Source organism: Calidifontibacter terrae, assembly GCF_054778835.1.
The window spans coordinates 128863-147114 of record NZ_BAAGZF010000007.1 but is presented as its reverse complement, the minus strand read 5'-3'; the positions used below and the strand labels follow the sequence as shown (position 1 = coordinate 147114).

The following is an 18252-nucleotide window of genomic DNA, read 5'->3' as shown; positions in this document are numbered from 1 at the left end:
CACCGTGTCAGAGTCAACACTTTGCTCCCGCTCGATCGACCAGAGGTGGCGCTCAGCCCCAGACGAGCGCCCGGGCCGGGTCCTCGAGCAGCGCGGCCACGTCGGCCAAGAAACGCGAACCCAGGTCACCATCGACCAAGCGGTGGTCGAACGACAGCGACAACTGAGTCACCTGGCGCGGCACGATCGTGTCGTTGCCGGATGCGTCGGTCACCACCCAGGGCATCTTTCGTACGGCGCCGAAGCAGAGGATCGCCGCCTCACCCGGGTTGATGATCGGGGTGCCGTTGTCGACCCCGAAAACACCCACGTTGGTGATGGTGATCGAGCCGCCCGCCATGTCGGCCGGCGGGGTGCGGCCCTCTCGCGCGGTTTCGACCAGGGCGCCCATCGCGTCGGCCAGGCCCCGCAGATTCAGCGCGTCGGCGTCCTTGATGTTCGGCACGATCAGCCCGCGCGGGGTCGACGCGGCGATGCCCAGGTTCACGTAGTGCTTGACCACGATCTCCTGTGCGGCTTCGTCCCAGCTCGCATTGATCTCCGGGTTGCGTTTCACCGCGACCAACAGGGCCTTGGCGAGCACCAGCAGCGGGGTGACCCGCACCCCCTTGAACTCCCGATCCGACTTCAGCCGGTCGACCAGCTCCATGGTTCGGGTCATGTCGACGGTGATGAACTCGGTGACATGCGGCGCGCTGAACGCGGAGCCGACCATCGCCTGTGCGGTCATCTTGCGCACACCCTTGATCGGCGTACGGGTTTCGCGGGCGCCCGCGGCCAGCGGCGCGGCCGCAGCGCCCGAGGAAACCGCAGTCGAGCCAGCCGATGGTGGTGTGGCGGTCGATCCGGACAGGTGGGCCTCCACCTCGGCGCGGGTGATCACGCCGTCGGCGCGCGCCGGAGTGATCACGGCCAGGTCAATCCCGTTGTCCTTGGCGAACTTTCGCACCGGCGGCTTGGCCAGCGGACGCGCGGTCGAGGCGGCCGGAGCCGTTGCTGCGGCAGGCACAACGGGAGCGACGGGCGCGGCGGGGGCAGCCGGAGCTACGACGGCAGCCGGCGCCGATGCGGCAGCCGGAGCCGACGCCGTACGCCGAGCCTTTCGTTGCGTCGATCCCGCAACCGCGCCGTAGCCGACCAGGTTCGCGACTCGTTCCTCCCCCGCTTCGGCCGGAGCCGACGGGGCGGGCAACGAGGTGTCGACCGCTGGGGCCGACGGGGCATCGTCGTCGGCACCCGCCACTTCGATCGCCACGATCGCGGCGCCGACGTCGACTGTCGCGCCCTCGGCGACCAGCAGTTCGACGACAGTGCCGGCCCACGGAATCGGCAACTCCACCAACGACTTTGCGGTTTCGATCTCGACGACGACGTCGTTGACCTTCACCTCGTCACCCGGCTTGATCCGCCAGGTCACGATGTCTGCTTCGACCAGACCCTCACCGGGGTCGGGCAGGTTGAACTTCTTGACTCCCATGACTCTCCCCTCAGAACGCGAGCGCGGTGTCGACGGAATCGAGGATCCGGTCGAGGTCGGGCAGGAAATGCTCCTCGAACCGGCTCGGCGGATAGGGCAGGTTGTAGCCGCCGACTCGAAGGACCGGGGCCTCGAGGTGGTAGAAGCACTCCTGCTGAATCAGCGCGGCCAGCTCGGCACCCATCGCCAAGAAGGTCGACGCCTCGTGGACCACCACGGCCCTGCGGGTCTTCTTCACCGACGCGAACATCGTGTCGCGGTCGAGCGGCGACAGGCTGCGCAGATCGATGACCTCCAGCGAACGGCCCTCTGCCGCAGCGGCTTCCGCCGCCTGCAGGCAGGTCTTGACCATCGGGCCGTACGCGAGCAGGGTCAGGTCGTTGCCCTCGCGCACCACGCGAGCCTGGTGGAGTCCGAGCGGCGCACCCTTGCTCTCGTCGATGTCGACCTCGGCGCGTTCGTGATAGCGGCGCTTGGGCTCATAGAACATCACCGGGTCGTCGCTGGCGATCGCCTGCTGGATCATCCAGTAGGCGTCGGCTGGGTCGGCACAACTGACGACCCGTAGCCCCGCGGTGTGGGCGAAGTAGGCCTCGTTGGACTCCGAGTGGTGTTCGACGGCACCGATGCCGCCACCGAACGGAACCCGGATCACGATCGGCAGCTTGAGGTGGCCGAGCGAGCGGTAGTGCATCTTGGAGACCTGGCTGATGATCTGGTCGAACGCGGGGTAGATGAACCCGTCGAATTGGATCTCCACCACCGGCCGGTAGCCGCGCATCGCGAGGCCGACAGCGGTGCCGACAATGCCGGACTCAGCCAGCGGAGTGTCAATCACGCGGTCCTCGCCGAAGTCCTTTTGCAGGCCCTCGGTGATGCGGAAAACGCCGCCGAGCTTGCCGACGTCTTCGCCCATGAGGACGACCTTCGGGTCGTTCTCCATCGCCTTGCGAAGGCCGGAGTTGATGCCCTTGGCAAGTGTCATTTTCTGCGTTGCCATGTCAGTTCTCCCCGCCCGCGACGAACGAGGCTTGGTAGGCGGCGAACGCCTCCCGCTCGGCGGCGACCACCGGGTGATCCTCGGCGTAGACGTTGTCGAACATGGTCAGCGGCTCCGGATCGGGCATCTGCTGACATTCTCGACGGATCCGAGCGGCCAACTCGTCGGCCTCCTGCTCAACCTGCGCAAAGAACGCTTCGTCGGCGTGATCCTTGGTCTGCATGAACCCGCGCATCCGCTTGATCGGGTCCTTCTCGCGCCAAATGTCGACCTCGGACGCGACGCGGTATTTGGTCGGGTCGTCGGAGGTGGTGTGGGCGCCCATCCGGTAGGTGAAGGCCTCGATCAGCGTCGGGCCCTGACCTGCGCGGGCGGCATCCATCGCGGCCTTGGATACGGCATAAACGGCCAGAACGTCATTGCCGTCGACGCGTACGCCGGGGAAGCCGAATCCGCGGGCGCGACGGTAAGGCGGAATCCGGAACTGCTTGTAGTTCGGTTCGGAGATCGCCCACTGGTTGTTCTGCACGAAGAAGACGACCGGCGCGTTCGCGACAGAGGCGAAGACCATCGCCTCGTTGTAGTCACCCTGAGCCGTTCCACCGTCGCCGGTGAACGCCATGACCGCGCTGTCCTTATCGGTGCCGGTTCCAACGACTCCGTCGCGCTGCATGCCCATGGCGTAGCCGGTCGCGTGGAGCATCTGGTTGCCGATGACGATCGTGTAGAGGTGGAAGTTGTGTTCGTTGGAGTTCCACCCGCCATGGTTGACCCCACGGAACATGCCGAGCAGGTTGACCGGGTCAACGCCGCGACACCACGCGACACCGTGTTCGCGGTAGCCGGGGAAGGCGTAGTCCTGCGGGCGCAGCGCGCGGCCGGCCCCGACCTGTGCGGCTTCCTGACCGAGCAACGAGGGCCACAAACCGAGCTCGCCCTGACGCTGCAATGCGTGCCCTTCGGCGTCCATTCGGCGCACCAGCACCAGGTCGCGATACATCGACTGCGCATCCTCAGAGGTCATGTCCTCAACGATTTGCGCGTAGGGCTCATTCGCTTCGCAGGTCGCCAGCCGGTTGCCGTCACCATCGACGAACTGGACCATGTCAGGCCCACCGTCGGTGATGTCGTGTTCCATCGTGGGCAATACAGATGTCTCGTGATGCATCGTGTGCCTCAAGTCGGACGGCATGCCTTGCTGACGCGCATCGGTGGGATCAGACACGTGGTCTCCTCAAATCTGGGCTGGCCGACGTGCGGGGGTAACCGCGGATGTCGGCGGACGGCCGGTCGCGTATGACTCAGGTCACATCACACGCGAGACGTACGTTACTCGCTGACCCACCGGCGTACGAAACAGCCCGATCACCGCTCCACGAACGCGCGGCACACCTCGATCAGTCGGTCGTTCGCCTCGGGTTCGGCGATGGTGCAACGCACCCCGTCCCCCGCGAACGGGCGTACGACCAGTCCTTCCTGATCGGCCAACGCCGCAAACGGCAACGCATCATCACCCAGCGGCAGCCAGACGAAGTTCGCCTGGCTCGGCGGCACCTTCCAGCCTTGTTCCGCCAGCGCGTCCAAGACCCGGGTGCGCTCGACGACCAGCGCGTCGACGCGCGCCTGCAGTTCGTCGTAGGCCTCTAGGCTGGCGATCGCAGCCTGCTCGGCGATATCGCTCACCCCGAACGGAACCGCGGCCTTGCGCAGGGCGGTCGCGACCGGCGCGTGGGCGATGCAGTAGCCGATGCGCAGACCCGCGAGACCGTACGCCTTGGAGAAGGTGCGCAGCACCGCGACGTTGTCATGGTCACGGAAGATGGCGACCGCATCGATCGCCGCATCCGGGCTGACGAACTCCAGGTAGGCCTCGTCGATGACCACCAGCACGTCCTGCGGAACTTTCGCGAGGAACCCACGGATCTCCTGCTCGGACAGCGACGGGCCTGTGGGGTTGTTGGGGGTACAGACGATCACCAGCCGCGTACGGTCGGTGATCGCGGCCGCCATCGCCTCCAGGTCGTGCCGCGCATCGGCAGCAAGCGGCACCTGCACTGATGTCGCGCCGGAAAGCGTCGCCATGATCGGGTAGGCCTCGAACGATCGCCACGGATAAACGACCTCGTCGCCGGGGCCGCAGGTGATCTGTAGTAGCGACCCGAGAACGCCGGAACTGCCTGTGCCCGTTGCGATTTCGTCCGTTCCCACACCCCAGCGATCGGCCAGTGCAGCGGTGAGTGACGCGACGCCCATATCGGGGTAGCGGTTCATCCGCAGCGCGGCCTCCCGAACCACCTCGACGACGCTGTCCAGCGGCGGATAGGGGTTCTCGTTGCTGGAGATCTTGTAGGTCACGAGGTCCTCGCGCGGCGGCGCCGGCTTCCCGGCGACGTAGGCGGGAACGGCGTCGACGGTGGCGCGCAGGCGTACGGGGCTCATGGCCACACAGTACGACGCCACCCCCGCGGTGCTCGGAGTGGTCACAATGGGGCATGCGCAACTTCCTGATCCGACTTGTCGTCAACGCCATCGCGCTGTGGGTCACCGCCGCGCTGCTGACCGGAGTCCATCTGGCCGACGGGTCGGCCGACAACACCACCAAGGTCAAGACCGTGCTGCTGGTCGCGCTGGTGTTCGGCGTGATCAACGCGATCCTCAAACCGATCGCGAAGCTGCTGTCGTTCCCGCTGCTGATCCTGACCCTCGGGCTGTTCCTGATCGTGGTCAATGCGGCGATGCTGCAGCTGACCTCGTGGGCCTCCGAGAAGCTGAACCTGGCCTTCCACGTCGACCACTTCTTCTGGGACGCGGTGCTCGGGTCGATCGTGATCTCGGTGATCGGCATGATCGTGAACATGGTGCTGCCGGACAAGTATGAGATCGATCGCTGATCGACGTTGAGGTCACTCCCCCGGTTTCAGGTCGCTCGAAAGTTCGAGTGTTCTCGAACCGGAGGAGTTATCTCGACGCGAGGGGCGGGTAGCCGTCCTCGAGGTAGACCGTGCCCTGCGTGGCGAGGGCCTGCTGGACCACCCGGTCGGTGTAGTCGGCCACCCGGCCGGTCAGGTCGATTGGCGCGACCCAGTGGATCGCGCGAATTTCGCGCGGTTGCAGGTCTTGCGGCGAACGGTCGATCACGGCGTCGAAGACGAACAGGGTCGCGTCGTCCCAACCGCGCCACGGCGGCAGCCAACTGACCGCCCGCAGACCGGTCAGCGTCGCAACGACGCCGAGCTCTTCGGCCAACTCCCGGCGTACGGCCTCCGCCGGCGATTCACCCGGGTCGACCACGCCGCCAGGCAGGTCCCAAAACCTCTTGTAGACCAACTCGCACACCAGGATTCGACCCTCGTCGTCGCGGACGATGGCCTGGGCGATCGCCCGCTTGGTCGGCAGGCCCGCGTTCAGAACAGCGGTGAACGTCGATGGATCGGCGGGCGGCGGGTCTTGGGCCGTACGGGCGAACTGCACCTGGTCGCCACCGTCGGCAGCGCCACTTCGTACGACGCCCTCCTTGCGCATGCCAGAACGAGCAGCCAGCCGCACGAGGCGCCGGTCGTTCGCGTCGACGCGCAGCTCCGCTCGCGGAGAGCCAGCATCGAGGATCGCCTGTGTCAGCTCCTGCAGCGTTCGCAGCGCGTCGGCCTCGGGCACCTGCGGGGAGGGGTCGAACTCCAACCGGCCGTCGGTCTTGACGGGGGCTGGGCTCGGCTGTTCCACCATGGGTCCACCCTGCCTCATCGAGCCCGGACAACACGAGTGGCCGGGCAGATGCCCGGCCACTCGTGATTGCTTTCGAAGGTCAGCCGGTGACCGGCAGCTTCGTGGTGGTCGGCGACGGGGTGCCCGGCTCCGTGGTGGTCGGAGTCGACGTCTGCGTCGGGGTCTCCGTCGGCGTCGAGGTGCCAGTCGGCGTCGAGGTGCCAGTCGGCGTCGAGGTGCCAGTCGGCGTCGAGGTGCCAGTCGGCGTCGAGGTGCCAGTCGGCGTCGAGGTGCCAGTCGGCGTCGAGGTGCCAGTCGGCGTCGAGGTGCCAGTCGGCGTCGAGGTGCCAGTCGGCGTCGGGGTCGACGTCGTGGACGTCGGGGTCGAGGTCGTGGATGTCGGGGTCGAGGTCGTGGATGTCGGGGTCGAGGTCGTGGACGTCGGAGTCGAGGTCGTGGACGTCGGGGTCGAGGTGGTCGACGTCGCCGCGGTGCAACCGCTCACCCCGGTCAGCGCGATGTAGTCACCGAAACCGGTGGCCGTGATGTCGTAATAGGCACCAACGGTGACTCCACCGACCTTCTTCGAACCGAAGTAAACGGTGCCGGCCATGGTGCTCTTGCCGGTGAAGGCGGCCGCCGAGACCGAACTGCCGGCCGGGTGCGGACCAGCGGCGTTGCCACCCGTGACGGTGGTGACAACTTTGCCGTTGACGCAGGCGGCCCTGACACCAATTCCGCTGACGCCAACCGCAGGCATCGCGAAGTTCGTGACCGAACCCGGCGCCGCGGTGGCGGTGAAGAGACCGTCGTCATCCGCGACGGGCCCGGTGGTCCAACCGTGCGAGCTGCTCTGAGTCGACCAGGCGGCACCGGAGGTGCTGGCGGCGGCCTCGCTGCCGGCGCTGGCGACGATCATGCCCGTCGCAGCGACGACACCGGCCACGACCGATGTGCTGAAGAGCGCCGTGTTGCGCTTCATGGTGAGTCCTTCCAAGGATTTACGAAGTAATCGTGATGGGAGTTGCTGCGGGGAGTTTTGCGAAGGCGGTGAGCGCATCCCCCGGTACGCGTACGCATCCATGACTGACCGCTCCCGAGCGACCGGCGGCACTGGGCCACCCGTGCACGGCAACAGTCCCGGGCCCGCCACCAAAGGTGTCGAGCGTGTCCGAGTGAGCCCCCATGGCATAGATCACCGGGGAGAAATTTTGGTCTGGGTCGACGAATCCACCCAGCAAGAAGGTCTGACCGACCGGGGTCGGGGTATTGGCCATGCCCTTGCCGACAGTCCAGCTGCCAACCATGGCGCCACCCTTGGTGATGGTCATCGTTCCCTTCCCGAGACTGATCCGAACCGCCCAGGACGTCGTAGCGATCTGGAGTCGGTCGCGGGCGATCCAGCCGGTCGACCCGTTCGGTTTGGACGGCAACCGCACGCGCAACCAGCCGCGGTCGGAATCGATGACCGGCAACCACGTCGGACCGAACTGACTGCTCGGAATGACGGCGATGGGGTCTTCGCCGGGCGAGCCGAACGCGGCGAGATCGTGGTCGATGCGAACGACCTTTCCCCCGCTGAAGGCATCGCGATCCACCGGGGCGCTGCGGACGGTGCCGAAAGTGTCGGCCTTGGGCAGCTTGTCCCAGACGGCTGGCGGAACTGTCGGAACTGGGATGTCCGGGATTGAGCTGCTCGGGATGTTCCGCGCGGCGGAACTTCCGGTCGCAGCCGCACCGTCGGCGTGACCGCCACGCCCGAGAGCGAACGCAACAACGACCGCGACGACCAAGGCAAAGCCAACGAGCACACCGACAACGGTCGTGCTGATGCGGCGCGAAGTCGAGGAAGATGCCATGCGGTCAGTGTTTCGTCACCGGTTCGTGCAGGCGTCGGCGCGGACCCTCGCGGGCCGCGCCGACACCCGTACGACATCGGTTCAGCCGCCGAATCCGGTCAGGAAGCCCTGGCCCATCGGCTCGCCGAGGCCGGTCACGTTGTCCCAGCCGGCCTTGGAGACCAGCACACCTTCGGGGTTGGAGTCGAAGCCGAGCAGGTAGGTGTTGCCGGCGTCGTCGGAACCAACCGCCGCGCCCGTCTTGTTCGCGTAGTTCACGTCCTTGACGGCACCCGGGTTCGCCTTCTGCAGCTTGTAGAAGAACGGTGCGGCGTTTCCGATCGTGCGCTTGGTCAGCGCCTTGGAAGAGCCCACCATCGCGGCCACCAACGGCGAGGAGAGGCTGGTGCCACCGGCGCCGGTGAGGCCACCGCTGACGTAGAGCTCCATGCCGGTGTAGACATCGGCCAAGGCGGCGATGTCGGGCAGCGCACGACCCGTTCCGGCAATTCCGGCCTGCCAGGACGGCTTGGTGAAGACCTTGCTCGAGCCACCGCCAGCACCCCAGAGGGCGAAGTCCGACTGCGGGTTCGTCAGCGAGGTGATGTTGGTGATGCCCGCGGTGGTGGTCTTCTTCGGCTGCTTGAACCAGCTGTTCTCCCAACCGGCGGTGAAGGCCCGGCCGTTGGTGCTGGTCAGGCCGACCGAGGTGCCACCGACGGCGGTCAGCTTCGCCGACGAGGCCGGGTAGTTCACCGCAGCCTTGCCGTTGTTCAGGATCTTGTTGGTGCCGTGGTCACCGGTCGAAGCGAACAGCGACATCCCGGTCAGGCCGGCTTGAGTGAACGAGCGCTCGTAGAGCCCGCGGGTCGCGGCGTCCCAGCCCTGCTCATCGGGGATGCCGAATGACATCGACAGCGTGGTGACCTTGTGTTCGGACACCGCGCGGGACAGCATCGACGCGATGTCGGTGGCTGAACAGGAGGCCGCACCGTAGTAGCGGATGCTCGCGCTCGGAGCGATCGCGTGGCTGGCCTGAATGTCCATGTTCTGCTCGAGCGGGCTGAAGTCGCAGCTCGTTCCGGGGCGCTTCGCGTCGACCAGCTTGGAGTACTTAGTGGACGCCATCGGCGCCGACTTTGTCGCCGTGGCGAGGTTGTTCACGTTGGACAGAGCCGCGGTGTCGTCGCCCCAGAGCAAAATACCCAGGCTCGGAGTCGCAGTCTTCGCGCCGGCCATTCCATAGGCGCCGACGATCTGCTGCGGGGTGTAGGGGCACGGCGTGTTGGACTCGGTGGGCCACTTCTTGCCGGTCGAGGCGACCGCCAGGTCGCTGCCCCACGGGTCCGCGCAGTAGTTGCTGAGGTAAGTCGTGGCGTTCGGCTGCACGTTGTTGAAATTCGTCGTACGGGTGGCAGCGCCCGAGCTGGCGTTCTTCGACGTTGCGCGCGCCGGGGAGGTCAGCTGGCGGGTCGGCGGGTTGCTCTGGGCGACCAGCGTGGTGTCGAGACCGCTGATACCGGTCACGCCGAGGGCGGCCGGGATCTTCGGGGCCTTGGCCGGGCGAACACCCTTGCCCGCCTTCTGCATCTGAACGCCCATCGACTTGTTGGCATTCTTGACGGTGCCCTTCACGGTGACCGTGCCGGCAGCGGAGTCGCTGCTCACGACGGTGAAGCCCTGCGAACGGGCCCACGCGGCAACCTTGTTCAGCTGCGCCTTCGAGACACCGAACATCTGCTGGTACTGCGCCGGGGTGATGACCTGGCCGGCAGCGAGCATCCGGTCGGCCAGCGCCTGGTTGCGCAACGGCAGGCTCAGCACCAAGCCGAGGCCGGTGTTGTCGGCAGCCGGGCTGATGGTCGGCAGCTTGGTTCGAGCCACTGAGTTGGTCAACGTGACCTGCTGCGAGTCGGCCGGCGCCGCGGTGGCCGAGCCGGCGGCAACCACGCCGAGCGCAGTGGTGATGGTGACGGCGGCGACCGTCAACTGTGAGCGTTTCATCTGAACTCCAATTCCGATGCGGGCGTGGGGCACTGGTGTACGGCTCACACCGACGCGCGGCGCGGGCGGGTATGAACGGGGTGGACTGTGGCACGCTGCCCGGCGATGAGACGGCGCGGATTGGTCCCCGACAACCGCATACGTCCCACTCCCCGACTTGCCAACGCTTCCAAGACGCCGCCCCTCAAGCGGGCAGCCAGCCAAGAACATAGCCCGTTCACAGGAAGCGAAGAGCAAAGGGAAGGTAAATTTTCGCTAACTGTGCCGGCGGGCCGTCACGACCCGGAAGCGCCCCGCGACGAAGGCGGCGTCGGCATAGGCAGCATTGGCGGCCGGATTTGCGCCGGTGCCGTGATAGTCGGAGAAGGCAGCAGTCTGATTAACGAAGACCTGCCCGATCAGGTTCTCCGACAACGCAACTCCCGCTTCCATCGCCGCCTCCCGGGCAGCTTCGAGGACAGCCTCATCGGTTGAGTAGACCGAAGCAGTCATTGCGCCGTGGCGACGCACGGTGTCGCGGAAGGTCGCCAGTGAGGTTTCGGTGTCGTCGGTACCGATCAAGAACGACACCGGTCCGAACTGCTCAGTGGTGTAGGCGGAACTCGCTGCCTGATCGACGGCGATCAGCCCCGGAGTGCGTACGACGGCCTCCGGGAAAGTCGGATGAGTTACCTGCCGCGAATCAACCACGACGGCGCCCTTCGCATCGGCGGCGATCGCGGCCAGCGAACCGGCGCGAGTTCGTACGCCGTCGTTCACCGTGGCCCCGAGAATTTCGACCGCCTTGGCGTCGTCGCCGGTCAACCGCGCAACGGCACCGCCGAGCGCTTGGCCGAACTCGTCGTACGAGAGGTGGCCTTCGTCGGTTTCGATCCCGGCGCGCGGGAGGTAGAGGTTCTGCGGAGTGGTGCACATCTGGCCGCTGAACAGGCTCAGCGAGAAAGCAAGGTTGCCGAGCATCGCCTTCAGGTTGTCCGTGGAGTCGATGACGACCGTGTTGACCCCGGCCTTCTCGGAGTAGACGAGTTGGCCGCGGGCGGCAGCCTCGCGCTCCAGCCACCCACCGAAGGCAGGGCCGCCGGTGTAGTCGATGATCGCGATTTCCGCGCGCTCGGCGAGCGTCTTGGCCAGACCCTCCCCGTCGACTTCGGCAGCGAGCTGCACCAGGTGGGGATCGAAGCCGTTGTCCTGCAAGACCTTCTGCAGAACGTCGACGGTGATCGCCAGCGGCAGCACCGCCTGCGGGTGGGGCTTGATCACGACCGGATTGGCCGTGGCCAACGAGGCGAAAATGCCCGGGTAGGCGTTCCAGGTCGGGAAGGTGTTGCAACCGATCACCAACGCGATGCCGCGCGGCACGATCCGGTAGTCCTTGGTCATTCGCAGCGGCTCGCCCTTGCCCGGCTTCTCCCAGACGACGGTGGCCGGGATGCGCTCCTGTTCAGCGAGCGCCGCGACGACTGACTCCAAGCCACGGTCTTGGGCCTGCGGACCGCCGGCTTGGAACGCCATGACGAACGGCTGGCCGGAGGTGTGTTGCACCGCGTTCGCCAGTTCGAAGGAACGCTTGTTGAGGGCGTCCAGCGCCTCGACCAGCACCGCCGCCCGCACCCGCGGACCGGCGTCGCGCCAGGCGCGCATGGAGGACGTCGCAGCCGCGAGCGCCGCGTCGAGGTCGAGGTGGGCGTAGGTCGCGCCGGTGGTGATGCCGTAGGGGGACTTCTCCGCACCGACGCTGCTTCCGTCGGACTCGCCGACCAACTCGTACGCCGCGTTGAAGTGGGCCTCGAAGGCCGACTTCCCTTCCGCCGCAGCGGTGTCGCCGTAAACCCGGGGTGAGGGGGACTCGGGATAACGCGAGAAATAGCTGCGCTCGGCAAGGGCAGTCAAGGCCTCGTCGAGGATCGGGTTCTGGGCGGCCAGCAGGCTCTCGTGATCGGTCACGATCTTCACGGTAGCAAGCAACGTGTTACACGTCACATGCAGATATGCAATTATCTGTCACATGAGCGTTGATGGGCTGGACCACGTCCGGGACATGTGGGCCAGCGATGGCGCCTCGGCCGGTCTTGGCATCGAACTGCAAGACGTCGGCCTGCGCGACGGCCTCGGCTTCGCCCGCACCACGATGACCGTGTCGGCAGCCCAGGTCAATGGCCACGGCATCTGCCACGGCGGCTTCCTTTTCACCCTCGCGGACTCAACCTTCGCCCTTGCCTGCAACGCCTCCGGGAGCCTCACCGTCGCCTCCGGCGCGACAATCGACTTCATCACCTCCGCGCGGCTCGGTGACCACCTCGAGGCAGTCGCCGTCGAAACCGCCCGATTCGGGCGCAGCGGCCTGACCGACGCGACCATCACCCGCGACGATGGGGAGTTGATCGCTCACTTCCGTGGTCGATCCCGCTCGATCGCGCGGACGGCCGGTGGCGCGGCAGGTCCCGCCAACCCGCCCGGCCCGCCTGCGCCCACCCACTCTCTCGACCCTCATTCCCGCCTCGACAAGGAGACCTCGTGACCACCCTCCCCTCGATTCGCGACGGCGCCGGACTGCTGGACGAAGGCGAACGGTGGTCGGTCGACCAGCTGCGCACCCGGCAGCTAGAGCGCCTGCAAGACACCGTACGACGCAGCTATGACAACGTCCCCTTCTATCGGAAGGCGCTGGACGACAAGGGAGTTCACCCGAGCGACATCAAGACGCTCGAGGACACCCGGCTGCTGCCCTTCACCACGAAGGCCGACCTGCGCGACAACTACCCATTCGGGCTGTTCGCCGTTCCGCGCGAGCAGGTCTCCCGGATTCATGCCTCCAGTGGCACGACCGGAAAACCGACCGTGGTCGGTTACACCGCGGCGGACATCTCGACGTGGGCCGACCTGGTGGCCCGTTCCCTGCGCGCCGGCGGGGTGCGACCGGGCGACGTCGTGCAGGTGTCCTACGGATACGGCCTGTTCACCGGTGGCCTCGGCGCCCACTACGGCGCCGAGCGGTTGGGCTGCACCGTCGTACCGATGTCGGGCGGTCAGACCGACAAGCAGATTCAGCTGCTCCAAGACTTCGGAGCGCGGGCGATCATGGTGACTCCTTCCTATTTCTTGGCGGTGCTCGATGCGCTGGAGGAACGCGGTATCGATCCGCGCGAGCTGCCGCTCGAGCTGGGCATCTTCGGCGCTGAGCCGTGGACCAACGCGATGCGCACGGAGATCGAGGCGAAGGCCGGGATGCACGCCACCGATATCTACGGACTGTCCGAGGTGATGGGGCCGGGTGTCGCGCAGGAGTGTGTGGAGACCAAGGACGGGCTGCACATCTGGGAGGACCACTTCTACCCGGAGATCGTGAACCCGCTGACCGACGAGCCGGTGCCGGACGGGCACGTCGGCGAGTTGGTCTTCACCTCACTGACGAAGCAGGCGATGCCGGTGCTGCGCTACCGCACCCGCGATCTGACCAAGCTGCTGCCGGGCACCGCGCGACCGACGATGCGCCGGATGGAGAAGATCACCGGGCGCAGCGACGACCTGATGATCGTGCGTGGGGTGAACCTCTTCCCGACTCAGATCGAGGAGCTGGTCCTGGAGATCCCCGGCTTGTCGCCGCATTTCCAGTGCGTGCTGACCCGTCCCGCGCGGATGGACGAGCTGACGATCAAGGTCGAGAGCGAGACTCGCGTCTCGGATCAGCGAGCCGTGGAACTGGGCCGCGAGCTCGGCCGGCAGGTGAAGTCGCGGATCGGCACCACTGCCCGGGTCGAGGTTCTCCCCCCGGGCGGGATCGAGCGGTCGGTGGGCAAGGCGCGCCGGATCGTCGACCAGCGCTGAGGTTCTCCGGCTCACACCCCGCCTCAACCATCGGGCCTTACGTCAGTCACCCACGAATCGGACGGAGTCGCTTCAGTTCGTCCAGGAAACGGTCGACGGAGAGAGCTTCGTAGCCCGAACGTCCGGCGCGCGGGGGGTAGAACCGTACGGAGTCGACGTCGGGCAGTTCTTCGCCCTTGCCCATCGCGAGCAACACGTCGTCGAGGAACGAGTCGACCTCGCCTTCCGCATAGCCGCGCTTGCCGCGCGCGGGGCGAAAATTGGACTCGCGGACCCAGTCCATCTGCTGCGGCGTCCACTCACGGACCGGCTTGGTCACGGCGGCGACCGGCGATCGTACGGTCTCGGCTTGCATCGTCTGCGCAGCCCGCAACTCCTGCTGCCAGCCGGCGATGTGACCAAAGAGTGCGTCGACCGCCTCGACCGAATAACCCTCGCGCAACCCCGTGCGGCGCAGCCCGGAAGCCGCTGTCGGCACCTCGCGACCGGCATTCATCAGCGCGACGACGTGGTCGATCCATCGATCAACGTCGTCGGGGTGATAACCACCGCGGCGCACCGGTAATTGCGCCTGGCGAACGGTCGCGATGTGGTCGGGCGTCCAAGCAACGGGGGTCACGCCGTCCATGTTCGCACCGGCCGCCGCTCGATCGGGGTTGGGGCGCGGGCGCGTCGGTCAGTCCCCAGGGAACCTTTGGCGCGTTCGCAGCCGTCTACGCTCGGCTCGGCCGAATCGATCTGGGGAGAACCGAAGATGTCTCGACGTACGACCATGCGCGCCGCAAGCGCGGCGACCGCCTTCACGATCGCGGCCGCGCTCGCCGCCTGCGAGGGTGGCAGCAAAGTCGCCGCCACCAGTCCGGCCAGTTCCTCGTCGAATTCAGCAACCGGCTCGGCATCGACCGCCCAGGGAGCGACGAGCGCGTCGGCGAAGACCGACCAGCTCTCCCCCACCGGTGCTGATCTGGCGAAGTACACCAGCCAGAAACCGCAGTGGGCCAAGGCAAACTGCACCGCCGACGTCCGCGACCTGACCTCGTTCAGCCTGCGCGATCTCGCGCCGGTCAATAACCGTACGGTCTGCGCGAAGGTGACGGTTCCAAAGGATTACTCCGACCCGAGCAAGGGCGACCTGCAGGTGATGGTCACCCGCACCCCCGCCAGCAAGAGCAAGGGCGCTCCGGTGCTGATGGTGAACCCGGGCGGCCCCGGGGCGCCGGCCGGCTCGTTCTCGGTGATCACCTCCGCCCTCGCCCCACTGGGCGCCGACCACGACGTGGTCGGCGTCGACCCACGCGGCGTCGGCGGCGGCACCCGCGTGACGTGTGAGTTCTACGGCTCGAAATCCAAGGACGCGCGCACGATCAGCCCCTCCGACATCTCCCTCGAGCAGGCGGCAGCGAAGAAAACGGTCGACGACTGCGTGGCCAAGAACGGCAACCTGCTGCCCTACATCACCAGCGACAACACGGCCCGCGACCACGCTTTGGTGTTGGGGTTGCTGGGCAAGAAACAGATGGATTATTACGGCGTCAGCGCCGGAACTTGGCTGGGCGCGCGATTTGCCACCCTGTTCCCGGGAATGGTCGGCCGGTTCGTGCTCGACAGCAACACGGAGTTCACCGGGACCTTCGCCGAGAGCTTCGGCACCCAGCCCATGTCATTCCAGCGCCGCTTCGACCAGCAACTGCTGCCGTGGCTGGCCCGCCAGGACGCGGCGTACGGGCTGGGCTCGACGCCGGAGCAGGTCAAGGCGTCGTACGAAGCGATCCGCAAGGCGGCCGGCGACGGCAACATCAAACCGTTCTACCCGGACGCGATCGACAACGTGGTGGCCCACACGCTCTACAGCGACCGCGGCTTCCAAAGCGCCGGCGCGCTGCTCAGCCTGCTGAACCGGGCTCGCAACGGCGACCAGCAGGCGCTCGCGACCGCGAAGAGCGCGGCCGCCAGCAGCGGTGACAGCAGCGACGATTCACTGAACGAGGCCACCGTCTTCACCGCGATCCGCTGCAACGACACCGCCTGGAACAAGGACCCGAACTCCTACGTCGCGACCGCGCAGCAGGACGGCCCGAAGTATCCGTTGGTCGGTTATGACTCGGTCGCGAACGAATGCGCCTACTGGCCCTACCAGCCCTCGACCACCACGATCGACCTCTCCAAGGGGCCGAAGATCCTGATGGTGCAGACGGAGGACGACCCCGCGACCGCGTACGAAGGTGCGCTCGAGGCGCACAAGGCGGCGCCGAACACCGTTCTGCTGTCGGTCGACAACCAGGGCAACCACGGCGCCGTTCTCGGCGGCGGCAACTTGTGTGTGGAGAAGGTGGCCTACGAGTTCCTGCAGCAGGGCAAGGAGCTGCCCCAGGACTCGGTCTGCCCCGGCATCCCGCTGCCGCGCGAGAGTGCGGTCCACCCGGTGGGCATCACACCGGCAGGTGGCGCGCTGACGATGCCGAAGGACCCGACGCCGCAGTGGAAGAAGCTGCTGCTCGCGGTGCTGGGTTCAATCCTGGACGAGCTGCTGACGCCGAAGAGCGGCGCACCGCGGGGCTGAGCGGACGGCGGCTGCCTACATCTGCTCGGGCGTCTCGATTCCCAGCAGATCGAGACCCTGACGCAGCACCCGCAGGGTGAGCGCGCAGAGCGCGAGACGCGAGTCTCGAATGGCAGCCTCCTCGGCCTTCAACACCGGGCAGGCCTCGTAAAACGCGGTGTACGCCGTCGCCAACTCGAACAGGTAGCCCGTCAACCGGTGCGGCTCGAGAGTCTCGCCGACCTGCACCACGACGCTGCCGAAGTCGAGCAGTTTGAGCGCGAGCGCCCGTTCGACGTCCTCGCCGAGCGAGATCGGACCGCTCGGGTCAACGGCGTCAGCGCGGCTCAGGATGGAGCGGATACGGGCGGCGGCATACTGCAGGTAGGGGCCGGTGCTGCCTTGGAAAGCGACCATCCGGTCCAGATCGAAGGTGTAGCCGGAGTCGTGACCAACCGACAGATCGGCGTATTTGATCGCGGCGATCCCGACCTGGTGGGCGATGGTCGCCCGCGTCTGCGCGTCGAGCTCGGGGCGCGACTCGTCGACGACCTGGCCAGCGCGCTCGAGGGCGGCGTCGACCAACGACTGCAACGACACCAGGTCGCCGGAGCGGGTCTTGAGGATCTTGCCGTCGGTGCCGACGACATTGCCGATTTGGACGTGGATCGGCTGAGTGTCCTTGATCCATCCGGCGCGCTCGGCGGCGGCCCAGACCATCCGGAAGTGCAGGTTCTGCGGGGCGCCGACGACGTACAGCGCCCGGTCGGCCTTGAGGTCGAGGCTGCGGTGGCGGATGGTCGCGAGGTCGGTCGTGGCATAGCCGTAGCCACCGTCGGACTTGCGGATGATCAGCGGCACCGGCTGGTCCTCGCGGCCGGTGAACCGCTCGTCGAAGATGCAGAGCGCGCCGTCGCTGATCCGCGCGATCCCCTGCTTTTCGAGCGTCGCGCAGACCTCGGCCAGCTCGTCGTTGTAGGACGACTCACCGCGAATGTCGTTGTCGGTCATGGTGATTCCGAGCTCGGTGTAGACGCGGTTCAGATAACCCTTGGTGAGGTCGAGGATGCGGGTCCACAGCTGCAGCGTCTGCTCGTCGCCGCCCTGCAGCGTCGCGACCCGAGCGCGGGCGCGGGTAGCGAACGCCTCGTCGGTGTCGAATTTCGCGCGCGCGTGACGATAGAAGGTGTTCGGGTCGGTGGTCAGCTTCTGCGCTTCGGCGGAGTCGATGCCCTCGTCCAGCAGATGCTCGATGAGCATGCCGAAGGCGGTGCCCCAGTCGCCCAGGTGGTTCTGCCGGATGACGTCGTGGCCGAGGAACTCCAGGGTGCGGGTCAGGGAGTCGCCGACGACCGTCGTACGAAGGTGGGCGACGTGCATCTCCTTGGCCGCATTCGGCGAGGAATAGTCGACGACCACGGTCTCGTGGGGCGGGGCCTGCACTCCGAGGTGGGCGTCGGCCAGCATCTCGTCGGCGGCCTTCGCGATCCAGTCGGCGCGCAGCGTCACATTGAGGAAGCCGGGGCCGGCGACCTCGACGGATTCGACCAGCTCGGGCGCGTCCAGGTTGTCCGCGATGGCCTGAGCGACCTCGCGCGGATTCTTCTTCGCCTTCTTGGCCAGGGCCATCGCCGCGTTGACCTGAAGGTCGGCGGTGGTCTGCTTTTTGTTGGCGACCCGGATCACCGGGTCGGCGGCGGCATACTCGCGCCCGAGGGCAGCCGCCATCGCATGCTGGACGTGGCTGGTCAGGGCTGCGATCGGATCCATGGGTAAAAGTCTAGGGAAGCGCGCAAATCGGTTCCCCGCGCACCGGCGGGCAGACGCGCTGCGCGTTGTTCACCTTCGTCCAGGACAATGTCCTTCG

15 protein-coding genes are annotated in these 18252 nt (G+C 66.9%); 4 read left to right on the top strand and 11 right to left on the bottom strand.

The window, feature by feature from the left end; genetic code table 11:
• Positions 1-52: 52 nt before the first annotated feature.
• The 4 genes from ACYU98_RS12210 to hisC all read right to left on the bottom strand — a co-directional run bounded on the left by ACYU98_RS12210 (position 53) and on the right by hisC (position 4916).
• Entirely contained in the window at positions 53-1477 is a 1425-nt protein-coding gene (locus ACYU98_RS12210) for a dihydrolipoamide acetyltransferase family protein (RefSeq protein ID WP_460468493.1), read from the bottom strand.
• 10 nt (positions 1478-1487) lie between these two features.
• A complete protein-coding gene (locus tag ACYU98_RS12205; RefSeq protein WP_460468492.1) occupies positions 1488-2477 on the bottom strand; it encodes an alpha-ketoacid dehydrogenase subunit beta in 990 nt (329 codons plus the stop codon).
• A 1-nt stretch (position 2478) separates the two neighbouring features.
• Positions 2479-3645 (bottom strand): pyruvate dehydrogenase (acetyl-transferring) E1 component subunit alpha, encoded by a 1167-nt coding sequence (gene pdhA / locus ACYU98_RS12200; RefSeq protein ID WP_460468887.1) that lies wholly within the window; start codon positions 3643-3645, stop codon positions 2479-2481.
• A 197-nt stretch (positions 3646-3842) separates the two neighbouring features.
• Positions 3843-4916 (bottom strand): histidinol-phosphate transaminase, encoded by a 1074-nt coding sequence (gene hisC / locus ACYU98_RS12195; protein ID WP_460468491.1) that lies wholly within the window; start codon positions 4914-4916, stop codon positions 3843-3845.
• A gap of 53 nt (positions 4917-4969) precedes the next feature.
• On the opposite strand from hisC, the gene ACYU98_RS12190 reads away from it, so the two are divergent.
• Positions 4970-5368, top strand: coding sequence for a phage holin family protein (locus tag ACYU98_RS12190; RefSeq protein ID WP_460468490.1), 399 nt, complete (start codon positions 4970-4972; stop codon positions 5366-5368).
• Positions 5369-5435: 67 nt separating this feature from the next.
• On the opposite strand, the gene ACYU98_RS12185 is transcribed toward ACYU98_RS12190, so the two are convergent.
• The 5 genes from ACYU98_RS12185 to paaN form a co-directional block, all read right to left on the bottom strand.
• Entirely contained in the window at positions 5436-6200 is a 765-nt protein-coding gene (locus ACYU98_RS12185; RefSeq protein WP_460468489.1) for an NUDIX domain-containing protein, read from the bottom strand.
• 14 nt (positions 6201-6214) lie between these two features.
• Complete coding sequence (locus ACYU98_RS12180) at positions 6215-6676, bottom strand: hypothetical protein (RefSeq protein ID WP_460468488.1); 462 nt, start codon at positions 6674-6676, stop codon at positions 6215-6217.
• 504 nt (positions 6677-7180) lie between these two features.
• Positions 7181-8038 (bottom strand): L,D-transpeptidase, encoded by an 858-nt coding sequence (locus ACYU98_RS12175; protein WP_460468487.1) that lies wholly within the window; start codon positions 8036-8038, stop codon positions 7181-7183.
• Between the two features lie 81 nt (positions 8039-8119).
• Complete coding sequence (locus ACYU98_RS12170; RefSeq protein ID WP_460468486.1) at positions 8120-10021, bottom strand: S53 family peptidase; 1902 nt, start codon at positions 10019-10021, stop codon at positions 8120-8122.
• Between the two features lie 255 nt (positions 10022-10276).
• Positions 10277-11965: a phenylacetic acid degradation protein PaaN gene (paaN, locus tag ACYU98_RS12165; protein WP_460468485.1), complete on the bottom strand. Its 1689-nt coding sequence runs from the start codon at positions 11963-11965 to the stop codon at positions 10277-10279.
• 61 nt (positions 11966-12026) lie between these two features.
• Here paaN and paaI point away from each other — a divergent pair, with 61 nt between their 5' ends.
• Complete coding sequence (paaI, locus tag ACYU98_RS12160) at positions 12027-12539, top strand: hydroxyphenylacetyl-CoA thioesterase PaaI (RefSeq protein ID WP_460468484.1); 513 nt, start codon at positions 12027-12029, stop codon at positions 12537-12539.
• Positions 12536-13846, top strand: a complete 1311-nt coding sequence (gene paaK, locus ACYU98_RS12155) for a phenylacetate--CoA ligase PaaK (protein ID WP_460468483.1) — start codon at positions 12536-12538, stop codon at positions 13844-13846. Before paaI ends, paaK begins: the two co-directional genes overlap by 4 nt.
• A 46-nt stretch (positions 13847-13892) precedes the next feature.
• Here the strand turns inward: paaK and ACYU98_RS12150 are convergent, their stop codons facing one another.
• Complete coding sequence (locus ACYU98_RS12150; RefSeq protein ID WP_460468482.1) at positions 13893-14465, bottom strand: DivIVA domain-containing protein; 573 nt, start codon at positions 14463-14465, stop codon at positions 13893-13895.
• Positions 14466-14600: 135 nt separating this feature from the next.
• On the opposite strand from ACYU98_RS12150, the gene ACYU98_RS12145 reads away from it, so the two are divergent.
• On the top strand, positions 14601-16406 hold the full coding sequence (locus tag ACYU98_RS12145; RefSeq protein ID WP_460468481.1) for an alpha/beta fold hydrolase: 1806 nt from the start codon (positions 14601-14603) through the stop codon (positions 16404-16406).
• A gap of 15 nt (positions 16407-16421) precedes the next feature.
• On the opposite strand, the gene argS is transcribed toward ACYU98_RS12145, so the two are convergent.
• A complete protein-coding gene (gene argS, locus ACYU98_RS12140; RefSeq protein WP_460468480.1) occupies positions 16422-18155 on the bottom strand; it encodes an arginine--tRNA ligase in 1734 nt (577 codons plus the stop codon).
• Positions 18156-18252: the final 97 nt, after the last annotated feature.

Excerpts from the sequence above, each read along its gene's own strand:
- ACYU98_RS12210 (WP_460468493.1), bottom strand. The coding sequence starts at position 1,477 with ATGGGAGTCAAGAAGTTCAACCTGCCCGACCCCGGTGAGGGTCTGGTC.
- ACYU98_RS12205 (WP_460468492.1), bottom strand. The coding sequence starts at position 2,477 with ATGGCAACGCAGAAAATGACACTTGCCAAGGGCATCAACTCCGGCCTT.
- pdhA (WP_460468887.1), bottom strand. The coding sequence starts at position 3,645 with ATGCATCACGAGACATCTGTATTGCCCACGATGGAACACGACATCACC.
- hisC (WP_460468491.1), bottom strand. The coding sequence starts at position 4,916 with ATGAGCCCCGTACGCCTGCGCGCCACCGTCGACGCCGTTCCCGCCTAC.
- ACYU98_RS12190 (WP_460468490.1), top strand. The coding sequence starts at position 4,970 with ATGCGCAACTTCCTGATCCGACTTGTCGTCAACGCCATCGCGCTGTGG.
- ACYU98_RS12185 (WP_460468489.1), bottom strand. The coding sequence starts at position 6,200 with ATGGTGGAACAGCCGAGCCCAGCCCCCGTCAAGACCGACGGCCGGTTG.
- ACYU98_RS12175 (WP_460468487.1), bottom strand. The coding sequence starts at position 8,038 with ATGGCATCTTCCTCGACTTCGCGCCGCATCAGCACGACCGTTGTCGGT.
- ACYU98_RS12170 (WP_460468486.1), bottom strand. The coding sequence starts at position 10,021 with ATGAAACGCTCACAGTTGACGGTCGCCGCCGTCACCATCACCACTGCG.
- paaI (WP_460468484.1), top strand. The coding sequence starts at position 12,027 with ATGAGCGTTGATGGGCTGGACCACGTCCGGGACATGTGGGCCAGCGAT.
- ACYU98_RS12145 (WP_460468481.1), top strand. The coding sequence starts at position 14,601 with ATGTCTCGACGTACGACCATGCGCGCCGCAAGCGCGGCGACCGCCTTC.
- argS (WP_460468480.1), bottom strand. The coding sequence starts at position 18,155 with ATGGATCCGATCGCAGCCCTGACCAGCCACGTCCAGCATGCGATGGCG.